Here is an 18,403-nt window from a genome sequence, read left to right as displayed (position 1 = left end):
TCCTAACGTATCGCGCCTCAACTTTCCATGAGGTTTATCATGAATATTGACGTCACTTTGATGGGCGGCGAACGCCCCCGCTATATCTCGCTGTCAGGTCGCATGGGCCAGACCATGCACGCCCTAATGTGTGCCAAATCCCAAGGCATCACCCCCTTAGAAAACCCTTCTTTGCGGCTTGCTGCATACATCCACTCATTGCGGGATGTGGGTTTCACCATCGACACAGAGCTGGAGGAACACTGCGGCGATTATCCAGGATTTCACGCCCGCTACAGGCTACGCAGCACGGTCATTGCAGGCGACTTTCATGTGGAGGCCGCGCAATGAAGGATGAAAGCAGAGATAAGCGCGCAGCACCCCTCCCAGCCGCCGTGAGACGCATCATGCGCAAACACGGGCTGTCAGCGCCCAGCGCCCGCACTTACGTCCTCTTGGCTCATGGGGAGGCCGCATTGCATGGGTAAGAGCCAGCGCAATACGGCAAAGGAGCAATACACGCCGCTTCCCTATGCGCAGCTCAAATCAGAAGCATGGCGGTCCCTTTCGGGGGCCGCTGTCAAAGTCTGGCTGGAACTGCACACCCGTTACAACGGATCGAACAACGGCAAAGTGCATTTGTCGCTCAATGAGGCGGCTGAAAATCTGGGACTGGGCAAAGCGACTGTTCAGCGCGCGTTCGTTGAACTTGAGACCAAGGGTTTCCTGAAGCTGGAAAAGCGCGGCAACTGGTATTCACGCCGTGCCCATGACTGGCGACTGACAACGAAGCCCATGCACACAACGAAAGGAAAGGACGCCGCAACACAAGATTGGCACCACTGGCGACGCCCCCGAAAAACAGAACACGGTTCTCAGGCGGACCCGTCACCAAACATGACGGGTCCGCTCCAGAACCAGAGGCCATGCGCTAGGTCCGCCTGAGAACCCGTCAAAGGCTATTCAGCCAAACCGACGGGTTCTGAGATGAAACACTAATACTACCACTCCTACAGGTACGCTACCGATTGCGTCACTTCCAAACACCACCCTGCTTTGATCTTAGATTTTCCATTGCAGCCGCATAATCGATTGTGCATCCTGAAAGTCGATACAGGCGAGGTCATGACCATGAGAAGATTTGTAAGTCTCTTAGCCTTCATTGGTTGCCTATGCCTCGCGCCGATTGGGGCAATCGCCCAAGACTACCGCGATTTGCTCCAATCCTTTAGAGCCGAAACGCTGACCTATGATGACAAGCGCTTTCTGCAAACCGCACTTGCTTTTAACGGCCACTATGACGGTCTCCTTGACGGGGATTGGGGACCACGAAGTCAGCGGGCTATGGAAAGCTACGCACAAGCCGAATTTGGCTCGGCAGCGGAAGAATGGCATCTCGCTTTCTTAGCATTCAGCTTCATTGACCTCTTTGAACGCGACGGGTGGGGCATGTTCAGAATGAACAGTTTCGGTCTGTCTTTGCTCTACCCTTACACGGCAGTTGTGACGGACCCATCGACAGAATATTTTGTAAATTGGCGTCACCGGTTTAGCAGCCTCTCATACTCGACTGGCATAAATGACCGACAAACCGTCCAGAATGTTCATGATTACACAGAGTCAGTTCATTCGTCATCGACGGAACTCTATATCCTTAGGCGTCCCTCGCTGGCAGTAACGAGTGCGACACGTAACGACGGCAGCGTTCTCTACACCCGCTCAAATTTCATCAACGGTCTATGGCATACGGCAATGTTGTCAGCCGATAGGCAGGACGTTCCAATCTTAAATGCCGTTGCCGCGAGCATTACTGTTGGTAGCTCTAGAAATATCTCAATCACGCGAGATGGCCCGCTAGAAACGATTGTTATGCAGACGCTTGCTATCATTAACGAGCAAGACAGCGCGAGCAACGCGCCTCAACAATCCGCTCAAGTCAGCGCACCCGAGGTCGCCCGCATTTCCACAGGAACAGGTTTTATTGTCAGCTCTCAAGGCTTTGCACTCACCAATGCGCACGTCGTGCAGGGTTGTGTGCAGGTGACCTACGACGGCTTGCCAGCCTCCGTCGTATCACAATCTGAAGAATACGACCTTGCACTTCTCCAAATCCCTGACTGGAGCGGTGATGTTGTTGCTACCTTCTCACCCGCCCCTGCAAGGCTTAACTCAGATGTTACGGTTGTTGGCTTCCCGCTATCGGGGTTGCTCTCAGGCTTAAACGTCACAAGAGGAGCAGTTTCTTCTAGCTTGGGTTTCGGCGGCGATATGAGCGGTATGCAAATCACTGCACCAGTGCAGCCCGGAAATTCAGGTGGGCCATTGCTTGCGGCTGACGGTGAAGTCGTCGGGGTGGTGGTTAGTAAGCTAGATGCACAGTACGTAGCAGACCTCACTGGCGACATTCCCCAGAACGTAAATTTTGCAATTCGTGGTGAACTTGCAAAACTGTTCCTGTTTCAAAACGGCGTAGAGCCTGTTCTAGGGACTTCAGATGCTCCAGTTGCGCCTGTAGATATTGCCCAAATCGCGTCGGCCTATACGGGCTTCATCGAGTGTAGACAGTAAAAATATGCTATCAATCTCCATAGAGAAATTGGAGATACAGACATGGCCGGATACCTTCGGTAAGGCGGCGGCGCGAAGTAAGCTCACTGATTGGGCGAAAGTAAAAGATCAGGCCCGAAGCTCAATTGCAGCATCCAATAGGGTTTTGATGAAGCCACTTTTGACCATGTATAGGTCGTTTCTACCTGCTCTCACGGTGATGCCTGCGAAGTATGCGCTGAAATTCCTGCCTAATTGCTGAATAACAAAATTCGGACCGCCGCTTAACCCATCGGGGTCAAAGGTCAGCTCTTCCAGCGGCTTTAAGTGGAGCAGAGTTGCGTCCTGCGGTTGTTGATGTGCTTTGGGGCGACGGGGGGCAGTCGGAAGTCTGAGCTTAAAGGTCTTTGACGGATGTGAAGTGCAAAATTCACGCATCCGCAGTTCAGAGATTTTGGGGAATCGCGCATGTGTTCACTATTTGTTCTTGCATGTTTGCAACCCAAACACCTATCTTGATCCAATGCCGCTGACCCCAAAAACAACAGGATTTCGGTTCGACATAAGGCTCGATAATCTAAGCCCTGCCGACGTTGTTGAGCTGTCCTGCCCGCAGTGCAATCATCGCTACCTGATTGCCCCCTATCAACTGTTCTCAAAGTTTCAGCCTTCTACGCACCTCAATGCAATTGAGGAGCGATTTCATTGCAAAAAGTGCGGTTGGCGCGGGCGACATAACGACGGAGCTAGGTGGGCCATATACACCGCCTCACCAGCGCTGCGCGACATGTCTAACGCGCCTTTGGACTCATGACGGCGGAGAACCGATTACCGTAAAGTTGGTTAATGATTTCGGAAAATATTAGGAGACTAAAAATGGGCGGCTATGGATCAGGACGACCAGCCAGCAAGCGGAAAGCCGATGGCTGCCGAACGCTAGATGTGAACCGATTGAACCGCGAAGGCTGTTTGCGCCCCGGCTGGCAAGGTCACTGGCAATGGTCCCGCGACGGAAAGCAGGTGGCTAGTATTGGCTGCAAGGCCACGGAAACGAGCTTTGTTTTAAGCTATCGTATCCAGCTTAACGGCGACGACTGGGAGCCGATAACGCAACCGATACCCATAACCCGCATAGACTGTCACTACGGCAATCAGCGGCCCTATTTTCGATGCCCTGGCGTCATGAATGGGCGACATTGCGGGCGACGTGTCGGCAAGCTGTTCTTAGGCGGCAAATACTTTCTATGTCGTCATTGCTACAACGTCGCCTATACCAGCCAGTCAGAGCCGCGATATGACCGCGCCCTACGCCGCGCGAACAAGACACGAATGGCGCTGGGCGGCGAACCCGGAACGGCGCATTGGATAGCGCCCAAACCCAAGGGAATGTGGCACCGGACGTATCAGAGAAAATGCTGGGAAATTGAACACTACGAATACCAAGCAGACCTCCGGTTTCTCAGCAAATTTGCGCACCTGTTGAACAAGTCGGAACGTGAGATGTTTTTCAACTAGGTTATAGTTAGGAAAATTGAGGTGAATAGCCACACCTATCTAGCCCAGATGGATGCGCTCAAGAAATACCGCGCCAAGGCCCAGAAAACCGTCAGGGTTGAACGTGTGACTGTGAACGAGGGCGGGCAAGCCATTGTGGGCGACGTGACGCATGGGGGGAGGGTTTGATGATGAAAAGTGCCGCTAACCCCATAGACCCCACCCAGCGCCTCAGAGACGCGCCCAGATGCACGGCCACTGCCAAGAGGACAGGGCAGAGTTGCCAAGCGCCTGCTGTGCGTGGTTGGAGGGTCTGCCGCGTTCACGGTGCTGGTGGTGGCGCGCCACCCGGCCCCGCCCATCCAAACTATCGGCACGGGTTTCGGACGAGGGAGATGCAAACCGTAAAGCGGATGATTTCTGTTCTCTGCAAGGATGCCAAAGAGACGGCCAATGAGATAAATTGAACGGGGCCGCTGAGGCCCCTCTGCGACCTTCGATCTAAACAAACCGATATTCACTTAGGGCGGAGAGCCGACATTCGCTGCACTTTGCATAGAGGTCAGCTATGCGGACGAGTTAGCTTTCGCTGCAACTGCGCTAAAGTCCGGTTCCGCCAAACTGTGTTTTGCAGACGAGTCTGTTTCGAAAAGCCTCAAGTTATCGCATGGATGCCGATACGATTAAATACCAAAGGGAACACCGCCAGTTACAGGAAGGTTCATTCCGGTGACGTAATTTGCTTGTGGTCCTGCAAGATAAGCCACTGCATTGGCGACATCGACGGGCAACCCAGCGTCTCTCAACGCCACATTAGCGTATCGCTCCTTTTTGATCTCAACGACTGAAATGTCGCGTTCTTTTGCGAGGCGGTTGTTAGCGGCAGTATGCATGTCCGTCGCGATGTAACCGGGGCAAACCGTGTTGCACAGAATGCCGTCAGGTCCGAACTCTGCGGCAAGTGTTTTAGAGAATCCTACCAGTCCGTGCTTCATCGTCGTGTAGGCCCCAAAACCCGGCTCCGCTCCAAGGCTGCCCGTAGATCCGATGTTGATAATTCGCCCACCCCCAATTTGGCGCATGTGAGGTATGACCGCTTGCGAAAGCATCATAGGACCCAACAGGTTCACACCAAAACTTGCGCTCCACTGCTCGGGCGTTGTCGATAGAAAACTATTGGACCCAGCCAACGATCCAGCATTATTGACGAGAATATCTAAGCGCCCAAATTCCGCCAGCGACTGTTTTATCCCAGCTTCAATGCTCTCAGCGTCCGTAACGTCCAAAATGAGAGAAATCGCTATCCCATCTGAGCTAACAATCTCCGCGACAGTGTTCTGTAGCAATTCCGAACGCGACACTGTCTTGCCGCCCACCTCCATCTGACCGTCAATGTCCGAGACAACGACCGCTGCACCATCTTGCGCAAGCCGCAGAGCGATAGCGCGACCAATGCCATGCGGCGCAGATGCGCCAGTAACGAACGCGACTTTTCCTTCAAGCGGACGCATAGCGGGTCCCTTCATTGGGGGTTTCAATCGAGCCAGGGCTACATGATTGGCCGAGGGCATCAAGGTCGAAAGGCCAATATCTGATCTTTTGCGAATGCCTCAAAAATGTCAGTGGGATCGTCGAAAGTTTTGGCTCGAGCACGATAGCTAACATTCATGCATGCCGCAGCATCGGTGACTCTGGGCTCACTGCGGCCGTTCGCTGCGGGCTGTTCGAAAGCCCGCAATGGGCCGTGAGCGACATCCTTAGCGTGGCTTTCCGCGCTGAACCGTAACAGACCCCAAGGGCCGCAGCTAACTGCGTTCGGGTACCGTGGCGTTCTTTTAAATGAGGTCGGAAAAAACTCCATCCAAAAAGATCCTCCAATGTCAGGTTTTATAAGGTTTTGAGCTGCTGGCGAAACTTAGTTTTCACCGATTCAACCAAACCAAACCTTAACTTTTATCAACCAGCGCATGTTAGCAATTGTTAAGGTTGGCGGCTCATCGTGCAACCTTATAAAACCTATATCTGTAGGCTTCATCACGGTCGGGGATGTTGACAAATGTTGACATCAGAGGTCGTCAACGGGCTGGGAAAAACTAGACGTTGGCGTCACCACGGCCACCACCGCTTACGTTGAGGGGCTGCACCATGCCTGCAAGGGGGCGATCTCGCAGGGACCGCGACCGCCACCGCTGGGGCTTCAGGGAAGCCCTACAGACATGGTACAAGCCACAATATAGCCCCCTCCGCCTCAAGGTCGACACTAGAGGCTATCAGTGACACCCGCAGGCTCATGGCCTGATCTTAGCTGGCTTCCATACTGAGCGCTTAGATGAGCGCCTACCCCAAAGGTTTTGAACAGGGTTTGTGGCAGCGGAAAACAGGGCAAGCGATGGGTGTGCCAATAACGAGCGTTTTAGACAGATGCTCCGTCAACTCCTCGATTTGAGTACTAGCCTCTCTGAGACTCTGTTAAACAACCGACATGCCGATTGAAATTTCACCCGTACATCGAAACCTCCTCATCGAGGAAGTGCTTGTTCAAACCTACCTTGCCATCGAGGCTTATAATCGATTGCGCGAAACTGTTGCGAACGAAAATACCCGCCAAAGGCGCGAAGTCTGGGCTTACGTTCAGTCTGCGTTATCGCACACCACAATGATTTCTAAGTATATGAATCCAAATAGTAATTCTGCTCTATCAAAAGCTAGAGCCAGTGTACTGAAAGCGTCGCTAGAAGTTGTTGAAGCCTCACCGATTTTCAGCAGAAATGCTAGAAATAACGTTGAGCATCTCGACGAACGGATTGACCTCTGGATAGAAACTGGTCCTGAACGAATGTTGGAATCTGTCTTCGTTTCCCGGGAAAACTATGAATTTCTAAACCGATCTGAAGAAGAACTGAGAGGATGGTTCATCAAGCGGGTTTATTTAATCGATGAGGACACTTTCATATCACAAGGTAAAAATGGTTTGGAGGAAATCGACTTAGCGGCGCTGATGAATGAAGTTCGGCGAATTGAGCAAACCGCGGTACGTGTTCTTTCAGAAGACAGCACAGTTACACGCGTCTATCCAAATCTGACATAAAACACATTACCGGCCTCGGCCTTACTGAGGCGGGACAACCCTACCTTTTAGCCACACTCTGTTCACTCAAAGGAAGTCCTGTCACGGGGGTTGTGTCACCGACAGAAACCACCGTTTGTTGAACGCTCCATCCAGTGCCAAAAAGGGTGGCAGCACGGCTCAATAGGTAAATATTTGGGTGGATAAGATTTACGGCCTATTCGTCTAAGCCCTTTTTATATGGCAATGACGTCAAATGTGTTGCCTAGGAACGGCACCAAAGCTGCTTTCAGGCTTCACCAGGGCCGTAAGCATCAACGCTGCCCTTGATCAAGCTGCGTCTTTTGCCTTGGCCTCGGCGTTTTTAGCATCGATCATGTCCTGATAGGCCCACGGCATGAGATCGTTGATACGGTTTGCTTGATGGTCCTGGATGCGTTCCAGCACCCATGCGAGCCAGGCTTTGGGATTCACTTTGTTCATCTTGGCGGTCTCTATCAACGTATAAGCAATTGCTGCAGATTTGCCGCCTGCTTCTGATCCCATGAAGAGATAGTTTTTGCGTCCCACGGCCACAGGGCGCACTGCGCGCTCGGCTGTGTTGTTGTCCAGCTCAAGAAAGCCGTGATCAAGATAGGGCCGTGCCTTTGGCAGGCGCGCCAGTGCATATTTGATCGCCTTGGCCAGCGGCGTCTTGCTAGAGATCTTGCCCAGTTGCTCTTTAAGCCAGACTTCCAGGTCATCAAAGATCGGCTTGGCGTATTCCTGACGCAGGGCCACGCGTTCCGCAGGGGGCAGGAACCGCGCTTGTGTCTCAACATCATAGAGCTTTTTAATCCGCAGCACGGCTTCGCCCGCCACGGGCAGCTTTGTGCTTTCATAAAGGTCAAAGAACTCACGCCGCACATGGGCCATGCATGCCATCTCTTTGACCCGCCCCGTGCGGTAGGCGTCATTATACCCAGCATAGGCATCCGCATGGGCGTAGCCTTCATAGCTTTCGAGATGCTTGCTGGGATGCTCCGCCTCACGGCTGGTGGAGAACTGGTACCACACCGCAGGTGGAGCTCCGCTGGCCCAAGTGTCTTCTTTTCGGGCATAGACCCACAGTCGCGCGGTTTTGGTCTTATTCTTTCCTTTGCCATTGCCCTTCTGGAGCAGCTTGACCGTTGTGTCATCCATGAAGATCGCCTGCGCCTCAAAGACGTGATCGCGGATTGCATCTGAGACGCGCTCCAGCAGTTTGGTGCATTTGCCGACCCATCCCGCCATGAGCGATCCACTCAGATCAATGCCCTCGTTGGCAAACATCTGGCTCTGGCGATACAGCGGCAGATGATAGCCGTATTTACAGCACAGGATGTGGGCCATCAGCGCGGGGCCGACAAAGCTCTTCGGAATGGGTCGGCTTGGCATCTCAGCCTGAACAACGGCCTCACAACAGGTGCAGGCCAGACGCGGGCGGCCAATTTGGTTCACGATGTAATGTCCCGGGACATATTCCAACTCCTCCATCACATCCGTTCCAAGCACTTTGAAGCTGCCGCCACAGTCGGTGCAAGCATCACTGGGGGTGATGGTCTTTTGGACACGCTTCAGCCCCTTTGGGAAAGGTTTGCGCTTGCGCGGTGTGCGGGGCGGCTTGGCCTCAGCGTCAGAGGGTTCATCATCTGTCTCAACGGCTTGTTCGATCTCAAGTTCTTCAAGGATCAACTCAAGCGCCAGCTGTGCACTGCTTTCCGACTTTGAGCCAAAGCGGTGCTTGTTGTGACCGTGGAGTTGCAGGCGCAGATCGGCGATGATGGTGTCTCGGTTCTGGATGGCCCGCGCATGAGCGGTGCGCTCGGCACTCAGGGCGGCGTCCACTGATGCCATCTCATCCTTGAGGCGTTTTTGTACCGTCGCATGGCCAAGGGATGACCCGAGAAACGCTTGCTTCAGCTCTGACAATTCCGCTGTTTGCGCGGCAACGTATGCCTGTACTTCAGGGGGCAGATTAGTCAGATTTGGAGGGGTCTTACTCATGCCATTACATACCAAATCTCGGGCATCATGGGAATCCCACAAAGGCAAGAAGTCCTATAAAACATACAGCTATCCAACCATACTTGGACGCCATGTCTTCTTGAGAATACGCCAGTCTATGCCTTCCATCAGCATCGCAAGCTGTGCGCGGCTTAGGCTGACTTTACCTTCCTTGACTGAGGGCCATACGAACCGTCCACGTTCAAGCCGTTTGGTAAACAGGCACGCGCCCTGACCATCCCACCAGATCATCTTGATCTGATCGCCACGACGGCCACGGAACAAAAATAGATGCCCCGCGTAAGGGTCAGCTGCAAGAACCTGCGCGGTCTGCGCCGCCAGCCCGTTGAAGCCGCGCCGCATATCCGTAACTCCTGCGGCAAGCCAGATCTTCGCATCCCCCAAAACAGGGATCATGCTGCAAGTCCTCGCGCCAGTTCCAGCACAAAGCCAGCATCAACCCCGTCGCTCACGCTCAGCTTGCGACCGTTCTCAAGTGTGATCTCAATATGGGGGACAGGTAAGATGCTGGTGCCGGATGACGCAGGCGTGTCCACCATACCCGCATCGGCAATCTCTACGGGGGTGAACTGGCCTATATCTGATTTGTCAGGCTGAAACCGCCCATCGCTGCGCCATGCATAAATCCGGTTGGTGCCCACACCGTGCTTCTTGGCAACCATTGGAACACTCACGCCAGCAGTGTGGCTTTCCGCTACAAGCTGTCGCTTGAAATCATCCGTGTATTTGGAACCTCGGCCACGCCTAGTCTTGTTCATCATCAAAATCCTCATATCGCGCCAGCCATATCGCCAGCTTCGCGCAATAATCGCACCTTAGATCATGCCAAAAAAAGAGGGGGTTCCCTGTATGTTTACCCAGGGCCACCAGCTGCGCAGCTTGGCATGCCTTAATCACTGTCCTGATAATCTGACGCCATGCAACGTCGCGCGAGTTCCTGTGCTTCTGCTATCTGTTCACGGGTCATTTGCTCTTCAATTAGACCGCGGTTATCTAAGCCACGTTCAATCCCGTTTGCACCACCAATGTTGTACCACATGTGTGCGAAAACTGCGTCCTGAAGCAACCCTCTGCCGTTCTCGTACATGAAGCCGAGGTTGGTTTGCGCAGAGGCATCCCCCTGCTCTGCAGCCTTGCGGTACCAGTCCACCGCTTCGGTATAATCCTGAATCACACCAAGGCCGTTCTCGTACATGAAGCCGAGGTTGGTTTGGGCTAAGGCATTCCCGTGCTCTGCAGCCTTGCGGTACCAGATCACCGCTTCGGCATAATCCTGCGTCAGACCTATGCCGTTGAAGTACATTAGGCCGAGTTTGGTTTGCGCTGAGGCATCCCCCTGCTCTGCAGCCTTGCGGTACCAGTCCACCGCCTCTGCATAATCCTGAATCACACCAAGGCCGTTGTCGTACATGACGCCGAGATTGTATTGCGCTAAGGCATACCTCTGCTTTGCCAGCGGACGCCACTCCTGCAACGCTGTTGCATAGTCCCCCGCTTCGGCGGCAGCCAACCCCTTGTCAAAATTCTGCGCCATGACGGGGGCAGAGACTGGCCTGCCAAGCAAAAATGCGGCGGTTCTAAGTAGTTTAATCACGATTCGCCTAACCTCATTTTCGTAATTCGAATGTGTGGTTATTTACTGGTGCTTCATTACCACCAGATGCGAGGCTTGTCAGTTAGCAAACCTCTTTCGCGTTACTCGACATGGAACTCCATGGCTTAGTCGGTCAGTTAGCGTGAGGGCAGTCAATTCTTCCAGCCCATCGATATAGGGACCGATATCAGGTCAAAACTGCACGAATCCGCAGTTCAGGGAATCTAAGCTTCGAGACAATCCAGACTTTCCATCAAAACAGGAATGGCGGCCTAAATGGGGGACGTTAAAATCCACTACAGGCCTAATCAATTGATATTAAACAATTATTTTAGGGTAATTGGCGGAGAGACAGGGATTCTTGGTATACAAAATATTATAATTTAAAATCAATATGATACAGTTTTTGTGTGGTCCCTACTGGGGTCCAAAGTGGGGTCCTAACTTGGGTCAATAATATCTGTTAAAAAGAAACATAATTGGATCATATGTCATGGATAGGGCAAATGGTGTCACCCTGCTTTTTCCTCATATTTTGGGACGCCATATATGGAATCGAACTACTAACCTGATAGGGCAAGCCCCTGAGTGGTGCAGGCGTAAATCGCGCAGACCTAAGTCGGCCATAGCAATAGCACGGGCCACAGAGAGTGCATCCAAAGTTCATAAGGATTATGGTACAAAAACACCGCCAACGTCATTGCTGGAAGATATGCTCAAGATTTTCGCTGTAACTGATTGGGGGTATTGCGAAGGATAGTAACCACAGGACCTCGGCAGCCCCTCACGGGCCGAAAGGGCTTCACGCAGAGCCATTAGCACATTTTGGCACCCTGTAGCAGCAAATCGACATAGCAACCACTTAAAGACCTATTTGCGCTGGGCCTCAGGTGTCTAAACCTACAAAGCCCAGCGCATTTTTACTTGTCATACCCGATCTGCATTACGGGAATTGATAATCAAGACCACTAACTTTATTGCACCACGATAGATTTTAACACAGAGGTGACATAAGAGAGATCATATTGTCAGATGCTAAAATCTTCCTCTTACCTCTTATTTCCCTTCTACCTCCTTTACTACTCAAGAATAACCCTTGTAACTACTCATGAATATAGAACCATCAGGGGTATTATTGTTATTCGTTACTAATTCTTAAGCTTCTACCCTCAGGATTAGTAATCTTCGAGCACATCAAAATCATCGTCGTCATGCCAATTCATAGCTATAGGTTTCTTAAGTTTTACTACTGAAGCCTGATCATCATAAGGTCTAGTTGCATAATAGCTTTGGACCTTACCACCCTTATCGATATAGGAAACATCAACATCAGGTAAGAATCCAAGATGATGCTTTAGTGAGGACTGCAATGCCTCAATACCACGAGTCTGATCTGACAACCTAACCAGTATAGCATCGTGCATAGGATAGGCTGGGATTCCTTGATCAACCAAATCCAAGATAGCTGTGCTGAATATCTCAGACTCCCTAAACATGAGGCATGGGCTGCTCTTATTGATTAGCCTAAAGAACGGAAACTCCTCGAGTATTTGGTCCATCAGGTCCTGAAATCTTGTCTTCTTATGTAACCCATATTTAGTTCGAATTGATACACTCACACTATCAGTGGTCTTCTTACCTGCAGGAAACTGTTTCTGTGTACCACCACTAGCAACCCAGACAGCCGAGAGTAGTTTTGCCAGCTTCTTCATGTCCTCACGTCGATCTGGGTTGTTGGCTTCCCTAACAAATTTAATCTGTTGGTATGGGTAACGCCCTAGATGATCATCACCACCAAACACAGCATGACAAATATTCGGGAAGCAAGCAGTCACATCGATCTCGCATACAGCTTCACCCCCAATAGTCATCTGTAGCCGCTCTAGTTCTTTAGAGTTCTGCCATGAGCCATACATGCGTCCACCTGAGGTTAGGGAGCCGTTATTAAAGATACGCTTTGACTGCCCTAGCTCCAAACCGTCTAAATCAGCCAGAGGGTACACCAGTGCGAGGCTATTGATCGTCTTCATACTGCCTACCAGACGACTAAAATCTGGTTTGAATTGATGCGGTGACATACGCTTGCCACCTTCAGAATTGCCAAACACCTTAACCTTCTCGCTTCGGACTTCCACCATTGGACCAATGCCGTGGCTTTTAAACTTTAGGTAATTGGGAGTAATTTTTGGCTCGAATGTATAAATAGCTGCAAGATTATCCTGCTTTGAGGATTTTTGCTTTAGTTCAACAAATCTACCTTTTACTAAAGCACTCCGCACTTCCCGAAGAATCACAGCAGAATATGGACCATCAGTAAAGTTGTCGTTGGCGCTAGGCCATCCAATCAAACCTGTTTCGGACTGACGGCATCCCACCAAAAGATCGGAAAGGCAGCGTATCCTCTTGAGGTTCGAATTTGCTGTAGGTCTCTGTAATCCTAGTACTTCAAGAAAACCTTGGACAAATTCTTTTGTTACTTGATCTGCTGGCTCAAACCGCAAAGGAACAATGGAATCTGCATGCAGAAGTTCTCCAAATTGATTAGATGTCTGTGTTGTAGGCTCAGTAAAAAATGATCCGTCCATAGTTTCTATCTTTCTCCATAAGGTGTGTGAAACGCAAAAAGACTCCCAAAGGAGTAAGCCCTCGAAGGGGAGTCATTCTGTAATTATGAAATTGCTCAATGAGCCGTAGGCAGCAACATTGATGCTCGCCCGACAGATTCTCTATTAAGGGAGCGGTTATTAGCACGCAGAGTCCTAATTCACCTAATGCAGTATTAGTTAGGTTCTCTTGCAAGGAAATATTGTTGTATACATGTCACTATTATTGGCGCTCATTCAACGCTAGTCATAAGGCTAATAAGCACCCATGTAATAAGTCAGTGATTATGACCTAAGTGATTGAGCTTAACTGTAATTTCCTTGAGGGGGTATATCGGCATTCATAGGCTATCATACCATTAACAAACTACCTGATATTCCGGCCAATGTCCTTGCCGAGATGCTGTTGAAGCACTTGAGTTTTCGCTGGGGGGGTCCATAAGGCCTTGGGGCTTAAAAAGGGTGCGTGTTGTCTAGCTTGGAGTGACCCACAGGACGCACTACAGTACCTCTCAGCGACTATCTCTGCCTTTGGTAGGGGTCGGCATTAAAGGCGATGATGTTGGCTTAAATCGGCACTTTTACAGGCTTTATGCCTCATAGTGGATGCTAGATCAGTTATCACTAAGCCTTCTTCCGCCTCCATAAGCAGTCTACCCCCAAGAACCGTCAAGTAAAGTTCCTTCCCTATGGTAGTGACCTTACCGACGATCCTTGCTCAATAGCCCCTGGGGGAAGGCGTCAACTAAACTCATTAATAATTATCGGGACATATTATCGATAGTTTAACTTAGCTACTGAGCCTTTAATGTAGCTGAAGCTGTTGAGACTGTAATGGTCCAGTAAGAGTACAAAGACAGGCCATAAGAGAGTAAACATATCCGATCAAATAGCTGTCAGAGTTAGCTTTGGTATGTGCTAGCTGCCATTCAATGATCCATTCAAAATGCCGTGGGTGAAATTCAAAGAACACCTCAAGCGCTGACACCAAATTTTGCTTCCATAAAGGTCTACCCATAGCAGACAGTAAGAAATCCCCCTGAATGTGTCTATTTAGACTTGATTATGATTTTGTAGACAGTATTCTATAAAGGTCTAGAATCATAGGAGACTAAAATGTCTGTTGTTGGATATCGCCGCGTTAGCACTGTTGATCAAAACTTTGATCGTCAAGACCTTGGGGCTGTTGATAAGCTCTTTGAGGAAAAGCTGTCTGGTAAGAACGCTAAGGATCGCCCAGCGCTGAACGCTATGTTGGATTGGGTAAGAGAAGGTGACTCTGTGTTGGTTCACAGCATTGACCGCTTAGCTCGTGACTTGCGTGACCTACAAGCCATTATCCAGACGCTTAACGACAAAGGTGTATCTATAACCTTCAGAAGTGAAAACCTGACCTTCTCCGCCAGTTCAGATGATGCCTTCGCAAAGCTACAGCTACAAATGATGGGTGCATTTGCTGAATTTGAACGAAATATCATCCGCAAACGCCAAGCTGAGGGCATCGCCAAAGCTAAGGCCAAGGGGCTGTATCAGGGCAGACCCAAGACTGTTGATGATGCTAAGGTGAGGGAACTCAAAGAGTCAGGTATGGGGGCTACTGCTATTGCCAAGGAATTAGGTATCGGTCGAGCTACGGTCTACAAAAGTCTGAATGGCTCACAATAATAGATTAGGAAGTGTCAAAATGGCTGAATGTCGAACGTGTAAGGTAAAGATTGCCTTTTGGTCTGAGGAGACACGCTGCAAGGATTGCCGACAAAAGCACGCTAAGGAACTTACAGAAAAGAGTAACTTGTCCGCTGAGGCAAAAGAACGTCAGAAAGCATCGATGATCGAGGAATCGGCTCAGGTTAACGCTATCATGCTAACCACCGAAACTGCACCGAACCTCAACATCACCAAGCGCATTGAGATTGTCACGGCTGAATGTGCATTTGGCATGAATATGTTCAAAGACCTGTTTGCTGGGGTAAGAAATGTTGTTGGTGGACGCTCTGAGGCTGTTCAAAAGACTATGCGAGACTCCCGCCGTACTGCTCTCTACGAACTGAAGCGAGAAGCTTATGAAGTTGGAGCTAATGCTGTTGTTGGTGTTGATCTTGATTATGTAGAACTGAGCGGCGCAGGCAATATGGTCATGTTGGTAGCGTCTGGAACTGCTGTAATTATTGAGGACTAATAAGTCTTCACATCTAAAGCCATGGGACCCTACTAAAAGCTACAGAAGGATTTGGCTTTGCACCGTATGCACTTCCCGCGACAACATAAGGAAAAGGTTCTGGTCCTACGAATTCAGCACTTTGTGCGGTCACTCTCTTCGCTTTGACTAGAGGTCCGCTTTGAACTGTCGTGTGCGACAACGTTGGATGTTCCTGTTACACCGCCATAAGGGGAAGTGGAGGCAACGGACTCCATCCGTAGCTCATGATGTACTCCCACGATAATCTCCTCTGCAAATCTATAATGCCAAGGGACTCGCAGAAATGCGCTGGTCGCAAAAGTTGGGGTTTAAGCTGCGCTTACCATTAAGTAGGGCGTTCAAACGAAGTACTTTTCGAGCAATGATTTGGATAGCGGTTCGAAGAAGCACTCTGTGTGGCCTATCCGAATCCTCCTTTGCACTTCCTTTGAAAAGGGAAGTTGACCACGAGAATTGTCGCCGTGTTCTGTTTGAATGTACTGTTCGGCTTCGTATGCCTCCAACAATGTCATTGGGCCTTCGGCCAAGGTATCGAACTCCAGACCAGAAAGCGTGTTGAGCATTGCATGGCGCTTTGCAACATCGTTGATCGTTACTCCCACCTTAAAAAACGAAACCTCGTCGAAATGAAAACCAAGATAGTAAAGAAGTGCAGGTTGTAGTCCTGCTGCTTGGTTCCTCTGAAAAAACAACTTGGAATACGCCCCTTTCTGATCCTCATCAGCACATTTCCGGCACCCTCCATTAAGGTGGTCAGCCGGTGCCTGCCAGAACGGACCATGAACAGGGCAGCCTATTTTCACCTTCTCCCTCGCCCGACGATACTCCACTTCTGAATAGTCAAACTTGGTGCCATGAATTTCTAAAGCCTCTGCACGCCAGACGTCAAAACGATCATTACGGGTTGCTTTCGCCAATCGCGCTAGGGCTTCTTGTCGGTGGCGTAAGGCGCTCTGTTTTCCACACACAGGGCACCCGCGAAGCCGGAAGGTACTACTAATGATCCGCGCGAATGGAGGGTGTTCTGGGTCTTCACATTGAAGCGTCATCTTTGTGCCCCGCCCATCGAACTCAAAGGGCTCAACCGTGTAATTCTCCCCCAAAGCCGAAAGCACTTCTGCCTTTAGGCTGTCGGCTTCCTGTGGAAATGTGTCCAGTGCAATTTGCAAGCATTCTGGACATGGATGTGTTGTCTGTAGCGCGAGGATTACACGGCGCTCGAAGTTTCCATGCTGCTTGCAGTTAAAAAGCGCGTCCGCATTCTGACCTCTGTAACTGGTCGCATCAAGCATCACCTTCCCATCGGATTGGGATGCTACGAGTTGCGCAACGGCACTAGCGTGACTGTCTCGGTATTTCTTTGCTCGAGTCTCCCCTGCGCAAGTTGGACAGCCTGCCCCACGAAGGTGGCTATCTGGAGATTGGCGAAATTCTCCATGTTCCGCGCAGATCATGGTCATGTTTGACCTTGCATTGGCGTAGGTCTCAGGAATGTATTGATACCTTCCGTCGTGAATTTTCTTTGCCACAGACACAAACTCATCAAACGGTTTAGTCGCGAATTTAATCTGCCTCTCACGTCCGCACTTCGGGCAACCGCGAGGTTTTTCAGGTCGAAGATGGTTCCTAGGCGAACACATAAACTCCCCATGCTTCGGGCAAATGATGCGCACTGGGGTGCCGGTATTGAGATATTCAACGTAAGAGTAATCATAGAGTTCACCATGAATCTCTTCAGCGCGGATCAAGAACTCCTCGGTGGTCATTTTCTTAGACATGAGACGAGCATACAGATACGGCGGCCTCACTGCCACAGCCTGAAGGTATTTGGTTCCTCTTTGCCAACTAATCAGAGCGAGTGGCGTGACTGACAAAACGCCGAAGCAAAAATGCTCTGGATTAAGGTTGATAAGTTACCGCTGTGGTGATTGAGGGCCAATGGTAACCGTGTTGAACGTAAGCAGTTAATGGTCATTCAGCCTCAAGCCACTTTGGCCCAGGTGATCCGCACTAACTCTTAGAAAAGTGATAAACTGCATTCTATTCACTACGCTCCAGAAAGGTGCAAATGCACCCCACGGCTACTTAGCTCTCTCTTTTGACGCACCTGAATTTAAGGTTTCAGGGCTTCATTAATTAGTGTCTCTGGGTTTAGAAACCTGCGCCGCCGGTGGTGTTGGCGTGACTTTCGCTGCGCCAAAGGCCGGTGCCAAGCTGACGGCTGATTTCGCAGTTGGTTTTTTTGCGGCGGGCCTGGAGCTGGGGGCCACCGAGCTGCTTGGCATTGCGGGGACATCCGCTTTTGCAACGTGTGTGGAAGCTGGCACCGTTGCTATTTTTGCTGCGTCACTTTTGGCCACAGCAGCTGGCGCTTCAGTCTTGGCTGGGGCGACTTTAATTTTGCGTGCTACTGCTCAGCTGCGCACTACTTGTCGCGCGCCTAGACGATCGAGCTCCAAACCATCAATGATATTTTTCACAGTAACCGCCAAATGCTTACGGTCAGCATCAAGTTTCGCACGAAGCAATTTTGCCTCGGCGTGGCGCCCGGTGCTAAAAATCTTAATTAGGCTTGAGGCCGCTTTACGATTTGCAGCCACATCACGCGAGATCGCCTTGAGATCATGCTCAATCGCATCAAAAAGTGTCTTCGAGGTCAGCTTTGCTGATACGCGGCCATCTTTGATTTGCCGTTTAAGAGCGGCATTCATCAGACCTATTTCGGTCTGTCTTTTCGAGCGAGAGTTCGCAAAAACAAGGGTCAGTCTCGACATTTCTGCTGTTAGTGTCATTTCGATAAATTCCCATCTGATTTTTGAATGTTAAAACAAGGAAGTCCGACACCGTCACGGCGCCGACTTCCTTGTTTAGCG

Annotated in this window: 17 protein-coding genes; 8 read left to right on the top strand and 9 right to left on the bottom strand. The window is 50.6% G+C overall.

What is annotated here, in order from left to right; genetic code table 11:
* Nucleotides 1–39: 39 nt before the first annotated feature.
* The 3 genes from OA238_RS07820 (at nt 40) to OA238_RS28815 (ending at nt 2,547) form a co-directional block, all read left to right on the top strand.
* The gene (locus tag OA238_RS07820; RefSeq protein WP_015494776.1) at nt 40–330 is read left to right on the top strand and encodes a winged helix domain-containing protein; all 291 of its coding nucleotides are present in this window, start codon (nt 40–42) and stop codon (nt 328–330) included.
* Nucleotides 331–459: 129 nt separating this feature from the next.
* The gene (locus OA238_RS07815) at nt 460–924 is read left to right on the top strand and encodes a helix-turn-helix domain-containing protein (RefSeq protein ID WP_015494775.1); all 465 of its coding nucleotides are present in this window, start codon (nt 460–462) and stop codon (nt 922–924) included.
* 180 nt (nt 925–1,104) lie between these two features.
* Nucleotides 1,105–2,547 (top strand): S1 family peptidase, encoded by a 1,443-nt coding sequence (locus tag OA238_RS28815; protein ID WP_144055861.1) that lies wholly within the window; start codon nt 1,105–1,107, stop codon nt 2,545–2,547.
* Between the two features lie 108 nt (nt 2,548–2,655).
* Here the strand turns inward: OA238_RS28815 and OA238_RS31570 are convergent, their stop codons facing one another.
* Nucleotides 2,656–2,964: a hypothetical protein gene (locus OA238_RS31570; RefSeq protein WP_144055860.1), complete on the bottom strand. Its 309-nt coding sequence runs from the start codon at nt 2,962–2,964 to the stop codon at nt 2,656–2,658.
* Nucleotides 2,965–3,468: 504 nt separating this feature from the next.
* Here OA238_RS31570 and OA238_RS07800 point away from each other — a divergent pair.
* Together OA238_RS07800 and OA238_RS32625 are read left to right on the top strand one after the other, a co-directional pair.
* Nucleotides 3,469–4,041 (top strand): hypothetical protein, encoded by a 573-nt coding sequence (locus OA238_RS07800; RefSeq protein ID WP_245581527.1) that lies wholly within the window; start codon nt 3,469–3,471, stop codon nt 4,039–4,041.
* 21 nt (nt 4,042–4,062) lie between these two features.
* Entirely contained in the window at nt 4,063–4,209 is a 147-nt protein-coding gene (locus OA238_RS32625; RefSeq protein WP_187293162.1) for a hypothetical protein, read from the top strand.
* A gap of 494 nt (nt 4,210–4,703) precedes the next feature.
* On the opposite strand, the gene OA238_RS07790 is transcribed toward OA238_RS32625, so the two are convergent.
* Nucleotides 4,704–5,531 carry an SDR family NAD(P)-dependent oxidoreductase gene (locus OA238_RS07790; RefSeq protein ID WP_015494772.1) on the bottom strand — a complete coding sequence of 276 codons (828 nt, stop codon included), beginning with the start codon at nt 5,529–5,531 and terminating at the stop codon, nt 4,704–4,706.
* Between the two features lie 971 nt (nt 5,532–6,502).
* Between OA238_RS07790 and OA238_RS07785 the strand changes: the two genes are divergently transcribed.
* Nucleotides 6,503–7,108, top strand: a complete 606-nt coding sequence (locus tag OA238_RS07785) for a hypothetical protein (protein ID WP_044036475.1) — start codon at nt 6,503–6,505, stop codon at nt 7,106–7,108.
* A 309-nt stretch (nt 7,109–7,417) separates the two neighbouring features.
* Here OA238_RS07785 and tnpC read toward each other — a convergent pair whose 3' ends face one another.
* The 5 genes from tnpC to OA238_RS07760 form a co-directional block, all read right to left on the bottom strand.
* The gene (tnpC, locus tag OA238_RS07780) at nt 7,418–9,112 is read right to left on the bottom strand and encodes an IS66 family transposase (RefSeq protein ID WP_051076421.1); all 1,695 of its coding nucleotides are present in this window, start codon (nt 9,110–9,112) and stop codon (nt 7,418–7,420) included.
* 69 nt (nt 9,113–9,181) lie between these two features.
* Nucleotides 9,182–9,529 carry an IS66 family insertion sequence element accessory protein TnpB gene (gene tnpB / locus OA238_RS07775; RefSeq protein ID WP_015494728.1) on the bottom strand — a complete coding sequence of 116 codons (348 nt, stop codon included), beginning with the start codon at nt 9,527–9,529 and terminating at the stop codon, nt 9,182–9,184.
* Nucleotides 9,526–9,894 (bottom strand): transposase, encoded by a 369-nt coding sequence (locus OA238_RS07770; RefSeq protein ID WP_015494727.1) that lies wholly within the window; start codon nt 9,892–9,894, stop codon nt 9,526–9,528. The genes tnpB and OA238_RS07770 overlap by 4 nt, the downstream gene beginning before the upstream one ends.
* A gap of 128 nt (nt 9,895–10,022) precedes the next feature.
* Complete coding sequence (locus OA238_RS34445; RefSeq protein ID WP_015494771.1) at nt 10,023–10,727, bottom strand: tetratricopeptide repeat protein; 705 nt, start codon at nt 10,725–10,727, stop codon at nt 10,023–10,025.
* 1,175 nt (nt 10,728–11,902) lie between these two features.
* Complete coding sequence (locus OA238_RS07760) at nt 11,903–13,312, bottom strand: hypothetical protein (RefSeq protein ID WP_015494770.1); 1,410 nt, start codon at nt 13,310–13,312, stop codon at nt 11,903–11,905.
* Nucleotides 13,313–14,446: 1,134 nt separating this feature from the next.
* On the opposite strand from OA238_RS07760, the gene OA238_RS07755 reads away from it, so the two are divergent.
* A complete protein-coding gene (locus OA238_RS07755) occupies nt 14,447–14,995 on the top strand; it encodes a recombinase family protein (protein ID WP_015494769.1) in 549 nt (182 codons plus the stop codon).
* A gap of 19 nt (nt 14,996–15,014) precedes the next feature.
* Nucleotides 15,015–15,509, top strand: coding sequence for a YbjQ family protein (locus OA238_RS07750; RefSeq protein WP_015494768.1), 495 nt, complete (start codon nt 15,015–15,017; stop codon nt 15,507–15,509).
* A gap of 359 nt (nt 15,510–15,868) precedes the next feature.
* Here OA238_RS07750 and OA238_RS28810 read toward each other — a convergent pair whose 3' ends face one another.
* On the bottom strand, nt 15,869–17,308 hold the full coding sequence (locus OA238_RS28810) for a DUF723 domain-containing protein (RefSeq protein WP_144055858.1): 1,440 nt from the start codon (nt 17,306–17,308) through the stop codon (nt 15,869–15,871).
* Between the two features lie 636 nt (nt 17,309–17,944).
* On the bottom strand, nt 17,945–18,322 hold the full coding sequence (locus OA238_RS07740; RefSeq protein ID WP_015494766.1) for a hypothetical protein: 378 nt from the start codon (nt 18,320–18,322) through the stop codon (nt 17,945–17,947).
* Nucleotides 18,323–18,403: the final 81 nt, after the last annotated feature.

Origin of the sequence: Octadecabacter arcticus 238, from assembly GCF_000155735.2 — a bacterium.
Lineage (GTDB): Bacteria > Pseudomonadota > Alphaproteobacteria > Rhodobacterales > Rhodobacteraceae > Octadecabacter > Octadecabacter arcticus.
The sequence above is the reverse complement of the archived record's forward strand: the minus strand, read 5'-3'. Positions and strand labels throughout refer to the sequence as shown.

Coding starts and splice junctions, on each gene's coding strand:
- OA238_RS07820 (WP_015494776.1), top strand. CDS start 40: ATGAATATTGACGTCACTTTGATGGGCGGCGAACGCCCCCGCTATATC.
- OA238_RS07815 (WP_015494775.1), top strand. CDS start 460: ATGGGTAAGAGCCAGCGCAATACGGCAAAGGAGCAATACACGCCGCTT.
- OA238_RS28815 (WP_144055861.1), top strand. CDS start 1,105: ATGACCATGAGAAGATTTGTAAGTCTCTTAGCCTTCATTGGTTGCCTA.
- OA238_RS31570 (WP_144055860.1), bottom strand. CDS start 2,964: ATGCGTGAATTTTGCACTTCACATCCGTCAAAGACCTTTAAGCTCAGA.
- OA238_RS07790 (WP_015494772.1), bottom strand. CDS start 5,531: ATGCGTCCGCTTGAAGGAAAAGTCGCGTTCGTTACTGGCGCATCTGCG.
- OA238_RS07785 (WP_044036475.1), top strand. CDS start 6,503: ATGCCGATTGAAATTTCACCCGTACATCGAAACCTCCTCATCGAGGAA.
- tnpC (WP_051076421.1), bottom strand. CDS start 9,112: ATGAGTAAGACCCCTCCAAATCTGACTAATCTGCCCCCTGAAGTACAG.
- tnpB (WP_015494728.1), bottom strand. CDS start 9,529: ATGATCCCTGTTTTGGGGGATGCGAAGATCTGGCTTGCCGCAGGAGTT.
- OA238_RS07770 (WP_015494727.1), bottom strand. CDS start 9,894: ATGATGAACAAGACTAGGCGTGGCCGAGGTTCCAAATACACGGATGAT.
- OA238_RS07760 (WP_015494770.1), bottom strand. CDS start 13,312: ATGGACGGATCATTTTTTACTGAGCCTACAACACAGACATCTAATCAA.
- OA238_RS07755 (WP_015494769.1), top strand. CDS start 14,447: ATGTCTGTTGTTGGATATCGCCGCGTTAGCACTGTTGATCAAAACTTT.
- OA238_RS07750 (WP_015494768.1), top strand. CDS start 15,015: ATGGCTGAATGTCGAACGTGTAAGGTAAAGATTGCCTTTTGGTCTGAG.
- OA238_RS28810 (WP_144055858.1), bottom strand. CDS start 17,308: ATGTCTAAGAAAATGACCACCGAGGAGTTCTTGATCCGCGCTGAAGAG.
- OA238_RS07740 (WP_015494766.1), bottom strand. CDS start 18,322: ATGACACTAACAGCAGAAATGTCGAGACTGACCCTTGTTTTTGCGAAC.